Source organism: Streptomyces sp. NPDC046215, assembly GCF_040646215.1.
Taxonomy (GTDB): domain Bacteria; phylum Actinomycetota; class Actinomycetes; order Streptomycetales; family Streptomycetaceae; genus Streptomyces; species Streptomyces stramineus.
In genome coordinates, this window is sequence record NZ_JBEYZW010000052.1 from 13,129 (window position 1) to 28,880 (window position 15,752).

The window sequence follows — 15,752 nt, forward strand, 5'->3', positions numbered from 1 at the left end:
GTCGTTTATCCAACGCGCCGTGGTTTAGTTCCTACCTTGTGGTGGGCGGGACGGCTGTATGCCTGGCCGGTCGCCAGGACGCGTCCCACGTCATGGCGGGTGGCCGACCGCCGGTTCTTCGAGCCGGGCGGGCGCCCAGGGCCGGGCTGGGAGGGTTTTGGTGCACGCGCTGGCGACGGCGTTTTCGCGCACAGGTTTCTGAACCCTCTTCGGACCCTTGCCGGGGTGAGCTTGCTCGGTGGCGTCGGCCTTTCCCAGGGCCGCCGGATGTCGGTGGCTAGTGGGCGGGCAAGACGGAGCTGAGTGTGGGCGGCGATGACGAGCCACGTCCAGCGGTCTGCCGCCGCGGAGTCTCGGAGACGAGGCTTCGTCCATCCCAGGGTCTGCTTGAACAGGCGAAACGTGTGCTCGATGTCGAAGCGTCGCAGGAAGGACTGCCAGCAGCGGTCGACATCCTGAGACGTGGCTGCGGTGGCGGACCACCAGAGCCAGACCGGCTTGTTGACTCCTCCGGAGGGCAGTTTCTCGACAGCCAGGCGGATGACGGTGCCCTCGATAATGGGCAGTGGTCCGTCGTGGTCGAGCCAGGCTGCCCGACGGGTGAGCCGGGGATGGAGCCGGTCCCATGCCTGCGCGGTGGCTTTCCCGTAGAGCCGGGTGTCCGTGGTCGTCACGGCCTGCTCGGTGCCCCAGGTAGCGGGGTCGCCGAAGACGAACTCGCCGCCGTGCTTGGGCGGGCGCCCGCCCTTCGGATCGTAGACGCGCGGCGGTGTCGACCGTCGCATGACCCGGTCGGAACGGAGCCGCCCGAGGATCTGCACCGGCAGGCCGGCCAGAAGGTGTGCGATGCGGGGCGCGTCGTATCCGGAGTCCAGGACGACCAGGATCTCCGGGTCTCCCTTCTGCCACTGACCAGCGGCGATGATCCGTTCGGTGACCTCACGGATTTGGGCGGTGGTCACGGCCGCGACATCGGCGCCCGGCTCCAGCCGGACCGCGTCCAGCACGGCGGTCCAGGACGTGCGGCCGGTCTCCAGCGCGGCCACGACCGAGTACGGCCAGCCAGGGATCATCCGGTGCTCGTTCTGGCCCCGGCCATAGGTGTGACAGAAGGAACGATCCGGGCAGGTCGCGGCATCCGGCCTCAGCCATGGCGATACGTCAACGGCCAGGACCAGCCGGCCGTCCGCCGCTCTCGGCAACGGCAGACCGGCCAGGGCCCGGCGGAGCCGATCGAAGTCGATCCGCCCCTGGTTGAGCCCGCCATACAGGGCTCCGTGACCCCGGCGGTGCTCTGGCGCGAGCGCGAGGTCCACCAGCGTTTTGACCGGGCCCTCCGTGCAGAGAAGGGCGTCCGTCAGCTCGAACAGCGCGTCCGAGCGGCCCGTAAGGCACGCGTAGAAGTCCGACCGGAACCGCGAGAACAATCTCAGCGACTCGCTCCGGCCACCGGTCAGAAGACTCACCCCGCGCGACCCTGCCTAACCTCGACCTGGAGCAGGCGCGGGGAGACTTCGAACCCGTGCCGGGAGTATGCCGAAACCGCCCGATCACTGGAATGAACGGTCACCCGCTCAAGTCCAAGTTCACGCGCCCATGCCAAGACTGCCTCGATCAGCTCGCCGCCCAGGCCGCGGTCGCGCTCGTCGGGCAGGACGTACGTGCACTGCACATCCCCCGACATCCGCTCGAACGCGCGCGGATGCGGCACACGCTGCGTGATCGCCAGCCAGGCCATGCCGATGACACGACCGTCACGGACCATCACCATGCACCGATGTGATGGCTCGGTCTCCCGGGCCCAGGCCACGAAACGGGGAACGAACTCGTCCAACGTGGTATCGGGTGTTCCGTAGAGCTCTTGCACCCAGCGCCACCGCAACTCGGCGACGGCGGCTAACTCATGGGGCTGGGCAGGGCGGCAAGCGATGTCATCCACGGCTTCATCCTGGCGCAGATTCATCAGCACGACGGCCACTTCCGCCACTCTCGCACCACCAGGGCGGCGCCCCAGGCCCCGCTTCGTTAAACGACAAGCTAAGGCCCGTCCCGGCGACGCCTCGGTGTTCCACCCATGCCTGCGCCGCTTCCTCCATGCCCTTGAGCCACGCCCCCTCGGGACGCCGGTTGGCGATAGCACGGAGCATCCGCAGATAGGCCCCCGCGAACACATCGATCGCCTTCGGGTCTGCGTTCGCCCATGCCGTGCACCCGGCGGACCAGGACTCGGCGGACTCGGGGCTGTGGCCGGCTGCGATCAGCTGTACGGCGAAACAGGCCGGGTCGATGAAGGCGGGCCCGCGCGTGGGCCATGCCCAGTCGATAATCCACGAGCCCGCACCCCCGACCGTCAAGTTGTCCGGATTGATGTCGGTATGAAGCAGAGCGTCACCGCGGAGTAGCGCCAGCTCGTCTTCACCGCTCACGTAGGCGTCCCACCGGTCTTCCCGCCAGTCCCGAGCGACGTCAGGCAGCTCTAGGGCCGCCGCCCGGTTGAGCAGGTCAACGGCGAGGGGAAGGTCCCGCGTTTCCGGCTCGAAGTCGAGGCCGCGCGCCTCGATGACTTCGAACCCGAGGATGATCCATCCAGCATCGTCACCGTCAACGCTCCACAGCAGTGAAGGCGAGAGAGGCGTCACGTAGGGATTGATCAGTTTTTCTCGGATGATCGAGTCCCGTCGGCCCCCCGGCTCATTGAACACAGCCTTGACGAAGAACTGCCCCATCTCACTGTTGATGACCGCAGCAAAGTCCGAGCTGTATCCGTGGTCCGGAATCTCCACCGTGGTGACTACGCCGGTGTGCGAGTAGATCAGTGCTCGGAAGTGGCCGTCGGGCAGGTCATCCACGTCGGGTCTCCTCGCCGTGGTTCTGGTGGGTCAGGTGATGATGCTGTCCGGCTCGTCCAGCCATACGTACTGTCCGTCGCGGGTGACGGTCACGCCGGCGCGGTCGCGTTCGGGGCGGCCGAGCGCCTCCCACTTGCGGTAGGCGGCTTCCACCTCGTCCCATAGGGAGCGGGGGCCGTACTGCTCGACCTCGTACTCGTCCTGGCCGGGCACGTACTCGGCGGTCGCCCACGAGCTCTTGTCGCGGGAGAAGAGCCAGAGGGTGGCTTCGTCGCTGCCGTCCTCAGCCTTGCCTACGGAGTGCCAGGCCCCTGGCACGGCCACGTCCACGTAGAACAGGGCGTCGTGATCGCTGGTGAGGTCCAGCGGGCAGAGGCTGGTGCGGCTTGGTTGCCCGTCCTCTGCGTGGTGGAGGAAGTCGCGCAGGAGCCCTCCGCCGCCGGGCTGGCTGCGGGTGTGCATGAACGCCGGGTTCCCCGTGAATCGGCCCTGGGCCTGGCCGTCGGCTACGTCGAGCACGGCGTAGCTGTAGTGGAATATCCCCCCGCCCCAGGGGGCGACGATCCGTCCTTCGGGTGCCTGTTCGATCCAGGCGTAAGGGATCTCCGGCAGGGTGTAGGTGGCGATGATCCGGGCGTATGGCGCGCCCTGGGGCCATCCGTCTTCGGCGTTGCCGCACAGGACGCGCGGGGTGAAGCCCGCGCGGGCGAGGTTGCTCTCGGCCTGCTTGGTGATGTCCGGGTCCACGTCCATGGTGGTGACGTGGGCGGAGCCGAGACGGTGGCAGAGCCAGGCCGCGTTGTACCCCGTGCCGGCCCCGGCCTCGAAGACCGTCTGCCCCTCGTGGACGTCCAGCAGATCGAGCATCTCCAGCATGATTGTCGGCATGGAGCTGGAGGAGGTGGGGCGCTGGTAGGCGTCCTGGCCGAGGTCAGCGCCCTCGTTGATCTGGGTGACGAGCGGCAGGTCGGCGAAGACGGCCCAGGCCCACCGTTTCGGGTTCTCCTCCCGGTCGAAGGTCCGGTCTTGGGCCTCGAAGGTGTCGGGGAGGAAGAGGTCGCGCGGCACGCCTTCCACCACGTTCCGCCAGGGGGAGCCTGGGGAAAGGGAGCCCTTGTTGGTGAGGATCTGGATGAGGCGTGCCTGGGTGCTCATACGTCGCTCACTTTCCTCTGCGGCATGGCGAAGACGGGCCTGTTCCCCCCTGCTCACGCGGGGTGGGGGTCACTTCGTGTCGCTCTCGCCGCCTCCGTGCTTGGGGCCCGGCTGGGGCTGGCTGCCGTGCGGGTGACGGTGAGAGCCCGCACCTGTGCAGGGTGGGACAGCTACCCGCCGAGCGCGCCCGGCTTGATCCGGTTGCCCGGCTCTTGGAACCACGCGTGCTGTCCTGTCTTGTCGATGGTCAGGCCGAAGCTGTTGAACCCAGGTCGTCCCTGTTCGGCCCACCAAGCGTGGGCAGCCTCGATCTCGTCCCACAGCCGGCGACAGCCGTACTGATAGGCGGTGAACTTGGCCCGATCGTCACGGAATAGAACGCAGGCCCATGAACGGTCGTTGAGACTGAGGAGCCACACCGGGCGGGCACCGTTTTCCTCCGGGCCCCTGGTGCGGATGACATCCGGCACACACAGGCCGAGAGCGAACTGGTTGGCGTCCCACAGCGTCGTGCCGAACACCTCGCTGTAAGGCAGGTCTGTGTGAGACTTCTGGGCGCTCGCTTTGGCCTCGGCGGTGACGTACGTGTCGTAGTCGTCCACGGTGAGACGCTGGGCCCGGGCGCGCATGAACGTCACGCACTGCGTGAACGGGCCACTGGCCGAGCTTCCGTCGCTGGCGGTGACGAGGCGTGCGGTGGCCTCCGTCGAGGTGAACTGAGTGCCCCAGGGGATGAGGAGAACGCCGCCCGGACGCATCTGCTCCACCCACGTGTACGGGATGGTACGCAGTCCGCAGGTGGCGATAAGCCGATCGTAGGGGGCTGCGGGCGGGTGCCCGTGAAGGCCATCACCGTGGATCACGGTGACGGCGGCACCGGCCTGTTGCAGGGCGTGCCGGGCGGTCTCGGCGACCGTCGGGTCCACCTCGATCGTGGTCACGCGTCCGGGGCCGGCGCGGTGGGCGAGGAGAGCGGCGTTCCACCCTGTGCCGGTGCCAATTTCCAGCACCTTGTGCCCGGGCTGGACCTGGAGGTCGCCGAGCATGGACATCACCAGGGACGGCATGGACGACGAGGAGGTCATATCCGTACCCGAGACACTGCTGGCCCCGTCGTCCCACTGCGTGATGATGGCCATGTCTGAACAGGCGTACCGGTCCCAGCCCTCAGGATCAGCGGCGCGGTCCGCCACCACATGCTCTTCACTCGCCTGGTCATACGGCCACATCACCGAGGGCAGGAATCGCGCCCGTGGCGTTTCAGCGAATGCTCCTGCCCAGCCGGGCCCCATCGACCCTTTCGTGAGGAGCTGGCGGCCCAGTGCCTCCCAGCTGGGCCGCCCAGCCTCCTCATGACGCTCACAGGTCACTTGCGGCGCTTCCCATCACCTTCGGGAGACGCCCCGTCCGGGGTCGGCGGCTCCTTGGGCGGCTCGCACTTCTGACCGGGCAGCATGTCGTCCTTGTCGTCGTCACCCTTGTCCCGCTTACCCACGTGGCTGCGCCTCCTTGATCAGCTCGGAGCAGTGACGACAAGGCGTCGTCCTTTTGCCTTCCTCGCCGCTCTTGCTGTCGCAGCGAGTGCCCCTTGCCGTTGCTCCGTTGGTCGGCTCGGTGCTGCGTGGGCCAGGAAACTACAGAAGGGGGACGGCTAGCGCCAGAGCGCGTCGGGGCGATGCGGACAGGTGTGTCAGCCCACCGCCGTCCAATGCCAGGGCCTGGTGCCGCACCGTCCCCTGACGCAGTCGATGCGGTACCGGGCTTGGCCGACGGCGGTGGGGTCGTCTTCGGCCGTTTGGAGAGCGAAGGTGACGAGGCGGAGTTCGCGGATCGCGCGAAGGACGGGGTACCCCTGCCATGTGGTGACGTCGTGACCATACGCCTCACAGAACTGCTGGTAGGAGTGAGAGGCGAGCGTGCCGAAGGTGTCGGTGCTGATCGCGGTGGAGGTCAGGTCCCATTCGGGCGGTCCAAGGGATGTGCGCTCGAAGTCCATGAGGTAGGCCGTCGTCGCGGTGACGGCGACGTTGCCGGTCCAGGCGTCGGCGTGGATCACGCAGCGGGGCAGCCCGTCCGGTAAGTCCGCCCAGGCCGCGTGCAGGTCGGCGAGGTGGTGCAGTAGCCACTCCCTGTCGTCGGCCTGGACCGATGCGGAGGCTGTCAGACGCTGTTCGATCCTGACGAAGGGGTCGAGCTGTCCAAGGCCGATATCCGGGATGGGCAGAGCGTGCAGGCGATGGAGCAGGGGTGCCATTTCCTCGGGGCTCCCGTGCCGGTGCGGTGGGAGCTCTTCCCAGAAAGTGACGGAGCGTTCCTCGGCGTGGACGGGCTGGTCGATGGGCAGGGGGCGCACGGCCGGCACGTGGTGGGTGGCGAGCCAGCGGGTGACGGCGACTTCCCGGGCTGCGGCCTGGTGCTGGCCGGGGCGGGCGATGCGGGCGACGACGGCGTTCGGTAGCCGCCACAGGTCGTTCTCGGCGAGGCGGATGGGGGTGGCACCCTGGCTGTCGAGGTCCGCGGTGGCGCAGGCGGCCTCGAGGATGCGGCGGGATGCCTGTTCTCGTGGGGTGATCACGCCAGCGCCGTGGTGATGCGGTGGCGCAGCTCGGTCACGTCCGGCTGCTTGCTGTGGTGGCTGGAGTGCTGGAGGAGTTCCCGCAGGTCCTGGGCCGCGCGGCGGGAGCGCAGACGGCCGACTTCGTCCAGGGCCCGGTTGGCGATAGCGACGGCTTCTTGCGGATCGCCCGTGATCATGGTGAGGGAGGAGAGCTTGGTGCGGGAGAAGGCGCGGCTTCGGGCAAAGCCGGGGGCGTGGCCGTTGATGGCGGTCCTGAGCCGTTCGACGGCCGGCCTCGGGGTGTGCAGGCCCTTGAGTGCAAGGTCGTAGAGGGCGTGGCCGGTGTCGCCGTGGTGCTGGGCGTTGTCGTAGAAGGCCATCCAGGGCGAGTCCTGGCCGGGTTTGGACTTGGAGAAGACGGTGTCGGAGCGGCCGATGGCAGCCAGCGCCTCGTCCCGCCTTCCCATGCGGGCCAGGGCCCGGGCTCGGGCGTTGTGCAGGGTGGCTTGCTCGCGGTAGGTGAGCCGGTCGGCGCGCACGAGTCCGTTCTCGGCGTAGGTCAGCCCCGCGTCGGGCGACCCGGTCCAGATCTCCTGTCGTGCACGCCAGTTGAGGGAGGCGGCTCGGAGGTGCCAGTCGTCGCCTTCCTCCGCGCAGACTGTTCCGAAGGCCAGGAGGCGGCGTGCGTCGTCGTGGGCGTGCGCGTCGAACGCGGAGGCTCCCATGACGATGGACAGCCGGCCGACAGCAGAGAAGAGGTCGGCTCGGAGCGCGTCGGGGCAGGGGACGTCCAGGAGGTTTGTAGCCCACTGGAGTTCGCCGATCGACGCTTCCCGGACGATGCCTCCTCCGCCGTACAGGTTGTCCCATTTAGCGAGGGCGGCCGACGCTTCGCGTACCTGCGCGATGTCCTCGCGGCGCACGGAGCTGGGGAGGGGGGTTCGTCCGGGGGCAGGGATGAGGTCGGACCATGAACCGGCGGTCAGGGCGGCTATTCCTCCGACGGCCAGGAGGTTGCGACGTAGCACGGGGGGCAGGCTCCGATCCAGCTGTGCGGGCGGGTCGGGAACTAGCATGCCCGCTTCCGGCTTTCGCCGATCGGTGGCTTTTGGCTGCACGGCCTCGCTGTCCGCATCAGCTGTCTGCCGGTTGTCCGCATCAGCGCGGTCCCGGGCGTCCGCCTCCTCCACTCTGCGCCAGAGCCTGACCAGGGCCCCGCCGGCACCCAGCGCGTCGTCCAGAGGGGCCACGAGGGCACGCGGGCACTTTCGGTCGGCCTTCTCGATCTTCCCGATCAGGTCACCGCTGACCCCGACCTTTGCACCGAGGGCGGGCAGCTTGAGGTCCCGGACGCGGCGCCAGTTGCGGACTTCGACGCCGAACCAGTGGTGCATCGACAGGGAGTCGTCTAACTCCTTGGAGCGTTGCGGCACGGTCTTCCCCTCCTCGGAGCTGATGCGGACAGGTCTACCACCGCAGAACTGTCCGCATCAGAGGGCTGATCCAGGTGATGTACGCCCCGGGCGCGCACGCTTCCGGAGCCGCCTGCCGGCGCGGCGTACCGGCGGCCGGTTCGGCCGCCCAGCCGTCCGGCCCGGCCCCTGCAGGAGGCGCCGGGCCGGAGGAGTACCGAGGCTAGTGGCCGCTGGGGGCGATCTCGCTGCCCTTCACCGCGTCCGTAAAGGCCGTCCAGGCCGGTCCGGTGCAGTCCAGATGTGCCGCGGTCGGCCTTTTGGAGTCCCGGATCTTGACCCCACCGGCGGCCGGGAAGGCGGTCTCGACGCAGTCTTGGTTGGGCACGGAGCTGTAGCTGCTCTTGAACCAGTGGAGTTCGTTGGTCACGTCTGTTCCTCGCTAGTTCCTACGGTGCATCTTGCTGGCTTCGGCGATGAGGTCCGCCGAAGGTCCTGGTCCGAGGGCGACTTCGCTCAGGTGGGCAAACGCCTCGGCACACTTCTTTCGCTCATGCGGCTGCTCCAGGAACAGGGCGCCGCTGACCTGTTCGCTGTAGATGACATCCAGGGCCGGATCAGCGCCGCCCAGTATGAGGAAGCTGCTGTTCGCCGCGCTGAACCCGCCGGATGCCAGCGGAAGGACTTGGAGGGTGAAGTTCGGGGCGGCGGCCCGCTCCAGCAGGAGGTCGAGCTGCTCACTGATCACAGCGGGACCGCCGACGGCGCGCAGGAGCACCGACTCGTCCAGGATCACGTGATAGGCGGGTGCCTCGGGCTTGATCAGCAGTTCTTGGCGCTTGCGTCGGACGTTGAGGTACCGCTGGTTGGTCGGGGCGTCCAGCTGCTGGCCGGGTGGGACGGCGATGGCCTCCCCGTAGGCGCGGGTCTGGAGAAGTCCGGGAACGAACACGGCCTGGTACTGCCGGATGCGCGTCGCCTCGTTCTCCAAGGCGATCAGCAGGCGCATCTTGTCGTCGAGAGGGTCTTCCTTGGAGATCCACCAGGCGCCCGCGTTGCTGGAGGCTTTCGCCAGGGCCACCAGGGCCTCGCGTTCCTCGTCGGATGCCTGGTAGGCCCGGCAAAGGGCTTCTACCTGGTTCCACTTGATCTCGCCCGTCCCGCGCTCGTAGCGGCTGACGGTGGCCTTGGAGACGCCCGCTCGTTCACCGGCTTCCTCGGCTGTGAGCCCGCACCCATCGCGTAGATCCTTCAGGCGAAAGCCGACCTGGCGTCGGCGTGTGGTCGGCCCCTCGGCCATCGTGCCCCTCCGTGCCTCGTGTTGATGTTGTTCGGCGCGGTGCTCTCTCATGAGGAAGTTACAGGCCCTGCGACCTGCCAGTGGCCTCCCTCGGCGTATACCCGAGCCGCCCATGCGGACACTTCCACGGTGAGCGTTACATGAGAAGCGAACCCGCTGCCATACTCCAACGCCTCAGACCGCCAAGGTCGTTGAACATCTACGGCTCCGCGCTTCCCCGCTTGCGCTCCCCACCCCCAGGAAAAGGGTGATGCCGCCATGCCCACATCAAGAGTATGCGCACCGGACAAACCGCTGCTCCAGTTGTTCAGGAAGCCCTCTCCCGGGCCCTGCCCTGCATCGATCGACCTGGCGAGCAAAAGGCCGACGGAGGCCATCGTGCGCGCGGCGGCCTGCAAGGAGCAGTCGGCCTTGGAAGCGTTCTCCCCCACCGCGACGGACGGCAGCGCGGCGCTTGAGTCAAGCGGCCATCTCAGCGCGCAGCCTATGCAGATGCCCCGCCGCCGTCACCGCGACGTCCGGCAGCTGCTGTCCAGCGGTTCGGATGACGCGTTGGAGCTGGTGCGGCAGCCGTTGCGCCGCTCCCTCCGCTGTGGCCTGCGTCAGGGGCTGCTCGGCTCCGGTCCGGTCGCCGCCAAGGAGTCGCACGTGGCCGACGGTGACCAGCTCGATCACGCGCCACTGGGGCGCCACGGGCGTGGTGAGCACCGGCGTGATGTCGATCAGCCTTATGGCATCCCTGATCCGGCCGGTCGTGACGAGTCCCCGGACCTTGACCTCGTGCAAGGCAAAGGGGTTGAACAGGCTCGTGTGCTGGACACCGTCGTCGAGCAGGTGCCCGCACTCCTCGACGACCGTGTCGAAGAGGTGATCGTCGCCGAGCGCGCCGGCCGCGCGGGCGAGGAGCGGCAGGACAGCTGCGCGTGCATCGCGGTCGGGCGCGAGGGCTGCCGCGCGGGTCAGGCGGGTGACGGCGGCGCCCCTGAGTCCGGCCTTCCTGAGTTCGTTGCCGTGCATCCGCAGGGCGTACGAGCGGAAGCCGGGGTCGCCAAAGTAGTCGGCGATGGGCAGGCTCTTAGCGGTCCAGTGGGCGGCGGTGGCCAGGCGTTCCTCGGGCAGGATATTGCCGAGGGCGACGCCGAGGCCGACGCGGGCGCGGGCCAGGAGGTGCAGGCCGTCGCGTTCGGCGTATCCGTCGTCGACGCGGGCTTCGAGGCGGGCGACCAGGGGCCAGAGTTCTTCGACGGCTTCGGAGGCGTGGCCGGACTGGCGGGCGATCTCGGCGAGGCGGACGGTGGACTCGCCGAACTGGATCACGGCCTGGTGGTCGAGGTCGGCTGCGTCGGTGATGCCGAGGACGTGCGGGGGCAGGCGCAGGGTGGTGGCGATGCGGCGCAGGGAGCCGACGTCGTCGATGGTGCGCTTCCCCGTTTCGAGGGCGGAGATGTAGGTCTTGTCGTAGCCGAGCTGGTCGCCGAGGGTGGTCTGGTTCTGGCCGTGGACGTGGCGGTGGAAGCGCAAGATGGCTCCCAGGTCACGGCGCGCGAGGACGGTCTCCGCCTGCGGGGTGGCCCAGCGCCACAGGGCATGGCGTGTGACGGAGGCGGGGGAACTGCCCGCAGGCATGCGTCACGTCCGTTCGTACGCGGTCGGCTCGCCCAGGCGGGCGTGCCAGACGGCGATGGAATGTTTGTACCCGTCGGGCATCGTCAGGCCCGGCACCTGATCGGCGCCGAAGAGCCCGATCTTCTTGTGCTCGTGGCTGAGGACGGGCTCACTGTCCGGGGTCAGGACGGTGCAGCCGTAGGTGATGATCACGACGCGGCGGCCGGGCATCGGCTCGTAGATCCACACGTCCAGCAGGTCAGCGGCCGTGACGGTGACCTGCCACCCGGTCTCCTCGGCGACCTCCCGCTCGAGTGCCGCCTCCGGGCTCGGGTCGCCGGGTTCCAGCCGGCCGCCCGGCAGTTCCCACTCATCGCGTTCGTTGCGGAGCAGCAGGGCCCGGCCCTGCGAGTCCAGGGCGACGCCCTTGATGGAGACGGGCCAGGTCGGCGGCACGTAGGTCATGCGATTCCTCGCGGTTCTGGGTGCGGCTGGGCCGCTCGGACCGTAGCACGCACCGCCCCCTCCAGGGCCCGGGAGAGCGGGGGTGGCAGGTCGACAATCTGTCGCTTTACCGGCCCGGCCCAGGTCCCCAGAGTGATCCCCACCGGACCTACCTCTCACGGGAGTTCGCCGATGAGCGCCACGTCCCCCGCGACGGATCTGTTCGCCCGCCACTACGTGGACTTTCAACTCCCCGGGGCGGTAGAGACGGTAGCCGGACGGTTGAGCGCGGCAGGTCTGGTCACCGTCGACAGGTTGACCACGCGCAGTCGCGTGCTGGGGTTCGCCACCCAGGTCATGCGCCTCGTGCACCACCGCGACAGCGGGGCGGACGGGCTGACCGCGATCTACAACACCGGCCGGCACGACGAGCGCCCCGGCTTCGCCGGGCTCACCAACGGTGAGCTGGCCTTGCACACCGAGGGGGCGGCGTTGAAGACCCCGCCCCGCCTGATGCTGATGGTGTGCACCCAGCCCGCGCCCGAGGGCGGACATTCCCTCCTGGTGGACGGGCGCACCGTCCACGCTGAGCTTGAGCAGCGGTGCCCGGACGCGGTGGCCGTTCTTTCCGGTCCGCGCGCGGGGTTCTTCGGCCCGAGTACCGGGATCTTCGCCCCCGTGTTCGCCCGGCACGAAGGCGGCCGTGTCGCGGTGCGCTACCGGCAGAACGGTCTCGTCCGCTGGAGCCCTCTGGCGCAGATGCACCTGCATGGCTTCTGGATGGCGGCCAAGCGAAGCCAGCAGATGCTCACGTTGCGGGCCGGTCAGGGATATCTCCTCGACAACCACCGGTGGCTCCACGGCCGCACCAGCTTCGACGGCGCACGGCGCTGCTACCGGGCCTTGGGCAACCCGCACGAACCCGCCCCTCCCGGCTTCCTCCCCAGAAGCATGGGCGGGGGTGCGGCATGAGCGTCGCGACCGCCCCGCAAACCTCCACGGTCCAGGCGTCCCAGGCAGTTCCCGCGCTGCGGAAACGCCCCCGGCTCCAGGCCGAGCACCTGCAGGCGATGGGCGTGCCCCGGCAACGGGAAGCGGTCAGCGAAGCCCGCCGCACCGTACGGCGGCTGCTGCTCAGGTGGGGAGTAAGCGCGGAGCAGGCGTTCGAGGCGGAGCTGTTCGCCGCCGAGCTGCTGACCAACGCCTACCGCCACAGCCGTGCCGATACCCCAGGGACGGAGATCGGGCTGTGTATCGCCGAGGGCGGCGGGGCAATTCTGATCGAGGTCGAAGACCCCGGAGGAGAAGGCAGGCCAGCCGCCCGGCGGCAGACCGACGAGGGGGCTGAGCGGGGCCGCGGGCTGGACCTGGTGGAGAACCTCGGCCGCTGGGGCTACCGCACCCTGCCCGACGGCCACCTCTCCACCTGGGCCTACGTACGCCCCGCGGCCCAAGGACACACACGGTGAGCGCCTACCGGAATCCGGCCGACGAAGCCCCGCTCATGCCCCCCGCGCCTCCACCGACACGCGCCTTCGCCGGTGCTCCTGGGAGGCGGCAGCCGACGGGGCGGCAGGCCGGAAGACCCTGCCGTGGCGTACACCGCATGGCCGGTCCGAGGCGGGCAGCCCGCGTCCCGAGAGGTGCCGTGCTTGTGCTGGTGGTCATCGCGCCCACGGGGTGGGTGGTGGCCCGCATCGCTCCTCTCCTGCTGTGAGCAGCAGATCCTGATCCGGCCCCTGGCGGCCGCCCCCGAGGGGCCCACGCACCGCCGCGCCCTGCTTGACCGCTTCTTCGTTCTGCCGTGCCCCGAAGGACACCCGCATGAGGACCGAAACCCGCACGCCCCTCCGCCTGGATCTCCTGATCACGCTGTGCCGCCTGCACCGCGAGGGCGTCGCCGCCCGCATCACGCGGGACCTGGTGCCCACACGGGCAGAGCTGCTGGAGATAGTGCAATGGGAGAGCCGCGCCGCGCGGGAGCTGGAACTGATGCTCGACACCCACGGCTGGCCGGGGCCCGCTCTGGTGGGTGAGGTCGGGGCGGAGGCCGCCTGGTGGGTGGCCCTGCTGTGCGACCGGCAGTCGGTATTTCAGCAGAAGGCCCACGCTCTGCTGCTGGAGTCGGTGGACCGTGAGGATGCCCCGGCCCGGCACCTGGCCTATTTCACGGACCGGCAGCTGATGCACGACGGCGGCAAGCCACAGCTGTACGGCACCCAGTACATCCTCGGCGCCGACGGGGCGCTCACCCGGCACCCCGTCGCCGATCCGGGGCTGCTCGGGCTGCGCCGTCACCGGGTGGGCCTGCCCAAATTGTGCGAGGCCCGGCCGGCGGACCTGCGCCTGGTGGCCTTCACCCGCGGCCCGCTCGCGGCCGCGTGCCTGACCCCCACCCGGTAACCCCCACCACCCTCTGTGGCGCGCCTGCCCTCCAGAGGCCCCCGGCGCTGGTTCGACCCCTGCGCATTCTCGAAAGGACGTTCATGAGCAGCCCCATGCGCTCCATTACCTCCTCCCCTGCACGGCCCCGTTTACCTGTCCGCCAGGCGGGGGCCGTGGCCCATGAGCTGGTCGTTTCTGACCCGGCCCGCTGGCAGGTCACCGACGGCCACACCGTCGCAGCCGCCCCCGGGCAGGGGGTGGACCATGCCCGGCTGGTCACCTACAACACCCTCACCGGCGGCATCGACTCCGACGGCGGCGAGTGGCGGCGACAGCAGCAGATCAAGTTCCTGGACGCGGACGTGATCGCGTTGCAGGAGCTGCGCGGCTGGGACGAGGGCGGCTGGTGGCGGCTGTGGCAGGCGGCCAACGCGCTGGGCACGGTGCCGCTGCCGCCGGTGCTCTCCCGGCACGGGCGGGGCAATCACCTCGCCCTGCTCTACCGGCCGGCCACCGTACGGGTCGACGACTACGAACCCGACGCGGCACGCGGCGCCTTCTATCACGGACTCGGTCGCGCCCGGCTCGCCATCCGGGAACAGCCGCTGCTGACCGTGCTGTTCACGCACCTGTCCTTCCTCGGCGGAGCCGAACGGTATGCGGAAGCGAAATGGCTGGCCGGCTATGGCGACACGCACGAGGGTGAGCCGCAGCGGGTGGTGCTGGCCGGGGACCTGAACACCATCGGCGTCCATGACCCCGAGCCGCAATGGCGGCGGATCCCGGCCCACCTCCGCTCGCGCCACTGCCACCTCACCGCAGGCGGCGAGTTCGGCGACACCGACCGGCGGGCCATCCAGCTGCTGACCACGGCCGGATTCCACGACCCGTTCGACATCCTCGGCGAGAAACCGCCCCGCACCGTGGGCTACTGGAGCCCGGCGGAGGCCGTCGATCACCGCTCCGACTTCATCCTGGCCAACTGGCACGTCGTGGACCACATCGCCGCAGCCACCGTCCACGACACCGAGACGACGCGGGCCCTGTCCGATCACCTGCCCGTCGTCCTCGACCTCGCGCCCTGAACCCCACACCCACCCTTCCCCAGGAGACCCCCATGCCCCGCCGCCTGCGCATCGGCGCTCGTTCCTCCCCGATGGCCCAAGCCCAGGCCGAGCAAGTACGAGCCGCGCTCGCCACCCACCACCCCGGCATCACCACCGAGATCGTCCTCCACGAGCCGGCCGGGGTGACGACAGTCCAAAAGGGCACGGCCGTCAGCGCCGTCGAGCACGCCCTGCTCAAGGGCGACTGCGATGTGGCCGTGCGCTGTATGAAGGACGTGCCCGGTGTGCCCCTGACTCCCATGAGCGCCCGGTTCGCCGCCTACCTGCCGCGCGGAGACCGCCGGGATGCCCTCGTCCACCGGGCCGGGCTTCCCCTGGACCGGCTGCCGGACGGTACCCGCATCGGCACCTCCTCGGTCCGGCGCGCCGCTCACCTGGCTCGCAGCCACCCCCGTCTGAGGGTCGAGTCGCTCCGCGGCGGTCTCGATGCCCGACTGGCCGCGATGGAGGCCGGTGTTGTCGATGGTCTGATCGTCTCGGTATGTGCTCTGGACCGGGCGGGGCAACGGCGGCAGGCGGCGGAGGTGCTGGGCGTCGAGCGGATGTGCCCGCCCTTGGGGGCCGCCGTGGTGGGCTTGCAGTGCCGCGACGACGACGCCACGACCATCGGTCTCCTGGCGTCGCTCGATGATGACCGCACGCGCCGGGAGGTCACCGCCGAGCGTGTCTTACTGCGCGTACTCAAGGGCCGCTGCGAGGCCCCGGCCGCCGGGCACTGCACCACCCGGCCCGATGGCCGGCTGTCCCTGCGCGGCACCGTGTTCGCCGCCGACGGCAGCCGCTTCCTCCACTCCCACCACATCGGCACCGACCCCGCCGCCCTGGGAACCCACGTCGCCCACGAACTGCTGAGCAGCGGCGCCCGCGACCTCCTACCCGCCCACGTCCACGCCCCGGCCCTGTAGAGCAACCACCCGC

17 protein-coding genes are annotated in these 15,752 nt (G+C 69.6%); 5 read left to right on the plus strand and 12 right to left on the minus strand.

Going from position 1 to position 15,752, the window contains the following annotated elements; all coding sequences use genetic code 11:
- Positions 1–5: 5 nt before the first annotated feature.
- From ABZ951_RS21985 to ABZ951_RS22040, 12 genes are all read right to left on the minus strand, one after another.
- On the minus strand, positions 6–1,457 hold the full coding sequence (locus ABZ951_RS21985) for an NF041680 family putative transposase (protein WP_344098209.1): 1,452 nt from the start codon (positions 1,455–1,457) through the stop codon (positions 6–8).
- A 5-nt stretch (positions 1,458–1,462) separates the two neighbouring features.
- Positions 1,463–1,963, minus strand: coding sequence for a GNAT family N-acetyltransferase (locus ABZ951_RS21990; RefSeq protein ID WP_344098208.1), 501 nt, complete (start codon positions 1,961–1,963; stop codon positions 1,463–1,465).
- A complete protein-coding gene (locus tag ABZ951_RS21995; RefSeq protein ID WP_344094259.1) occupies positions 1,944–2,849 on the minus strand; it encodes a protein kinase in 906 nt (301 codons plus the stop codon). Before ABZ951_RS21995 ends, ABZ951_RS21990 begins: the two co-directional genes overlap by 20 nt.
- A 30-nt stretch (positions 2,850–2,879) precedes the next feature.
- The gene (locus tag ABZ951_RS22000; protein ID WP_344094256.1) at positions 2,880–4,004 is read right to left on the minus strand and encodes a methyltransferase domain-containing protein; all 1,125 of its coding nucleotides are present in this window, start codon (positions 4,002–4,004) and stop codon (positions 2,880–2,882) included.
- Positions 4,005–4,174: 170 nt separating this feature from the next.
- Positions 4,175–5,143, minus strand: coding sequence for a methyltransferase domain-containing protein (locus ABZ951_RS22005; protein ID WP_344094253.1), 969 nt, complete (start codon positions 5,141–5,143; stop codon positions 4,175–4,177).
- 227 nt (positions 5,144–5,370) lie between these two features.
- Positions 5,371–5,499: a hypothetical protein gene (locus ABZ951_RS22010; RefSeq protein WP_344094251.1), complete on the minus strand. Its 129-nt coding sequence runs from the start codon at positions 5,497–5,499 to the stop codon at positions 5,371–5,373.
- Positions 5,500–5,694: 195 nt separating this feature from the next.
- Entirely contained in the window at positions 5,695–6,579 is an 885-nt protein-coding gene (locus ABZ951_RS22015; RefSeq protein ID WP_344094249.1) for an aminoglycoside phosphotransferase family protein, read from the minus strand.
- Complete coding sequence (locus ABZ951_RS22020; protein ID WP_344094247.1) at positions 6,576–7,994, minus strand: helix-turn-helix transcriptional regulator; 1,419 nt, start codon at positions 7,992–7,994, stop codon at positions 6,576–6,578. Before ABZ951_RS22020 ends, ABZ951_RS22015 begins: the two co-directional genes overlap by 4 nt.
- Before the next feature lie 202 nt (positions 7,995–8,196).
- On the minus strand, positions 8,197–8,403 hold the full coding sequence (locus tag ABZ951_RS22025; RefSeq protein ID WP_344094245.1) for a DUF397 domain-containing protein: 207 nt from the start codon (positions 8,401–8,403) through the stop codon (positions 8,197–8,199).
- Between the two features lie 12 nt (positions 8,404–8,415).
- Positions 8,416–9,273, minus strand: coding sequence for a helix-turn-helix transcriptional regulator (locus ABZ951_RS22030; RefSeq protein ID WP_344094243.1), 858 nt, complete (start codon positions 9,271–9,273; stop codon positions 8,416–8,418).
- 459 nt (positions 9,274–9,732) lie between these two features.
- Positions 9,733–10,899 carry a helix-turn-helix domain-containing protein gene (locus ABZ951_RS22035; protein ID WP_344094241.1) on the minus strand — a complete coding sequence of 389 codons (1,167 nt, stop codon included), beginning with the start codon at positions 10,897–10,899 and terminating at the stop codon, positions 9,733–9,735.
- A 3-nt stretch (positions 10,900–10,902) separates the two neighbouring features.
- Positions 10,903–11,343, minus strand: a complete 441-nt coding sequence (locus tag ABZ951_RS22040; protein WP_344094239.1) for an NUDIX hydrolase — start codon at positions 11,341–11,343, stop codon at positions 10,903–10,905.
- 171 nt (positions 11,344–11,514) lie between these two features.
- Here ABZ951_RS22040 and ABZ951_RS22045 point away from each other — a divergent pair, with 171 nt between their 5' ends.
- From ABZ951_RS22045 to hemC, 5 genes are all read left to right on the plus strand, one after another.
- A complete protein-coding gene (locus ABZ951_RS22045; protein ID WP_344094237.1) occupies positions 11,515–12,294 on the plus strand; it encodes a TauD/TfdA family dioxygenase in 780 nt (259 codons plus the stop codon).
- Positions 12,291–12,791, plus strand: coding sequence for an ATP-binding protein (locus tag ABZ951_RS22050; RefSeq protein WP_344094235.1), 501 nt, complete (start codon positions 12,291–12,293; stop codon positions 12,789–12,791). The genes ABZ951_RS22045 and ABZ951_RS22050 overlap by 4 nt, the downstream gene beginning before the upstream one ends.
- A 355-nt stretch (positions 12,792–13,146) precedes the next feature.
- Positions 13,147–13,725 (plus strand): DUF6624 domain-containing protein, encoded by a 579-nt coding sequence (locus ABZ951_RS22055; RefSeq protein ID WP_344094233.1) that lies wholly within the window; start codon positions 13,147–13,149, stop codon positions 13,723–13,725.
- 155 nt (positions 13,726–13,880) lie between these two features.
- Positions 13,881–14,792: an endonuclease/exonuclease/phosphatase family protein gene (locus tag ABZ951_RS22060; protein ID WP_344094229.1), complete on the plus strand. Its 912-nt coding sequence runs from the start codon at positions 13,881–13,883 to the stop codon at positions 14,790–14,792.
- Positions 14,793–14,824: 32 nt separating this feature from the next.
- Positions 14,825–15,739: a hydroxymethylbilane synthase gene (gene hemC, locus ABZ951_RS22065; RefSeq protein WP_344094227.1), complete on the plus strand. Its 915-nt coding sequence runs from the start codon at positions 14,825–14,827 to the stop codon at positions 15,737–15,739.
- Positions 15,740–15,752: the final 13 nt, after the last annotated feature.

Excerpts from the sequence above, each read along its gene's own strand:
- ABZ951_RS22035 (WP_344094241.1), bottom strand. The coding sequence starts at position 10,899 with ATGCCTGCGGGCAGTTCCCCCGCCTCCGTCACACGCCATGCCCTGTGG.
- ABZ951_RS22030 (WP_344094243.1), bottom strand. The coding sequence starts at position 9,273 with ATGGCCGAGGGGCCGACCACACGCCGACGCCAGGTCGGCTTTCGCCTG.
- ABZ951_RS22045 (WP_344094237.1), top strand. The coding sequence starts at position 11,515 with ATGAGCGCCACGTCCCCCGCGACGGATCTGTTCGCCCGCCACTACGTG.
- ABZ951_RS22050 (WP_344094235.1), top strand. The coding sequence starts at position 12,291 with ATGAGCGTCGCGACCGCCCCGCAAACCTCCACGGTCCAGGCGTCCCAG.
- ABZ951_RS22055 (WP_344094233.1), top strand. The coding sequence starts at position 13,147 with ATGAGGACCGAAACCCGCACGCCCCTCCGCCTGGATCTCCTGATCACG.
- ABZ951_RS22005 (WP_344094253.1), bottom strand. The coding sequence starts at position 5,143 with ATGGCCATCATCACGCAGTGGGACGACGGGGCCAGCAGTGTCTCGGGT.
- hemC (WP_344094227.1), top strand. The coding sequence starts at position 14,825 with ATGCCCCGCCGCCTGCGCATCGGCGCTCGTTCCTCCCCGATGGCCCAA.
- ABZ951_RS21990 (WP_344098208.1), bottom strand. The coding sequence starts at position 1,963 with ATGAATCTGCGCCAGGATGAAGCCGTGGATGACATCGCTTGCCGCCCT.
- ABZ951_RS22000 (WP_344094256.1), bottom strand. The coding sequence starts at position 4,004 with ATGAGCACCCAGGCACGCCTCATCCAGATCCTCACCAACAAGGGCTCC.
- ABZ951_RS22040 (WP_344094239.1), bottom strand. The coding sequence starts at position 11,343 with ATGACCTACGTGCCGCCGACCTGGCCCGTCTCCATCAAGGGCGTCGCC.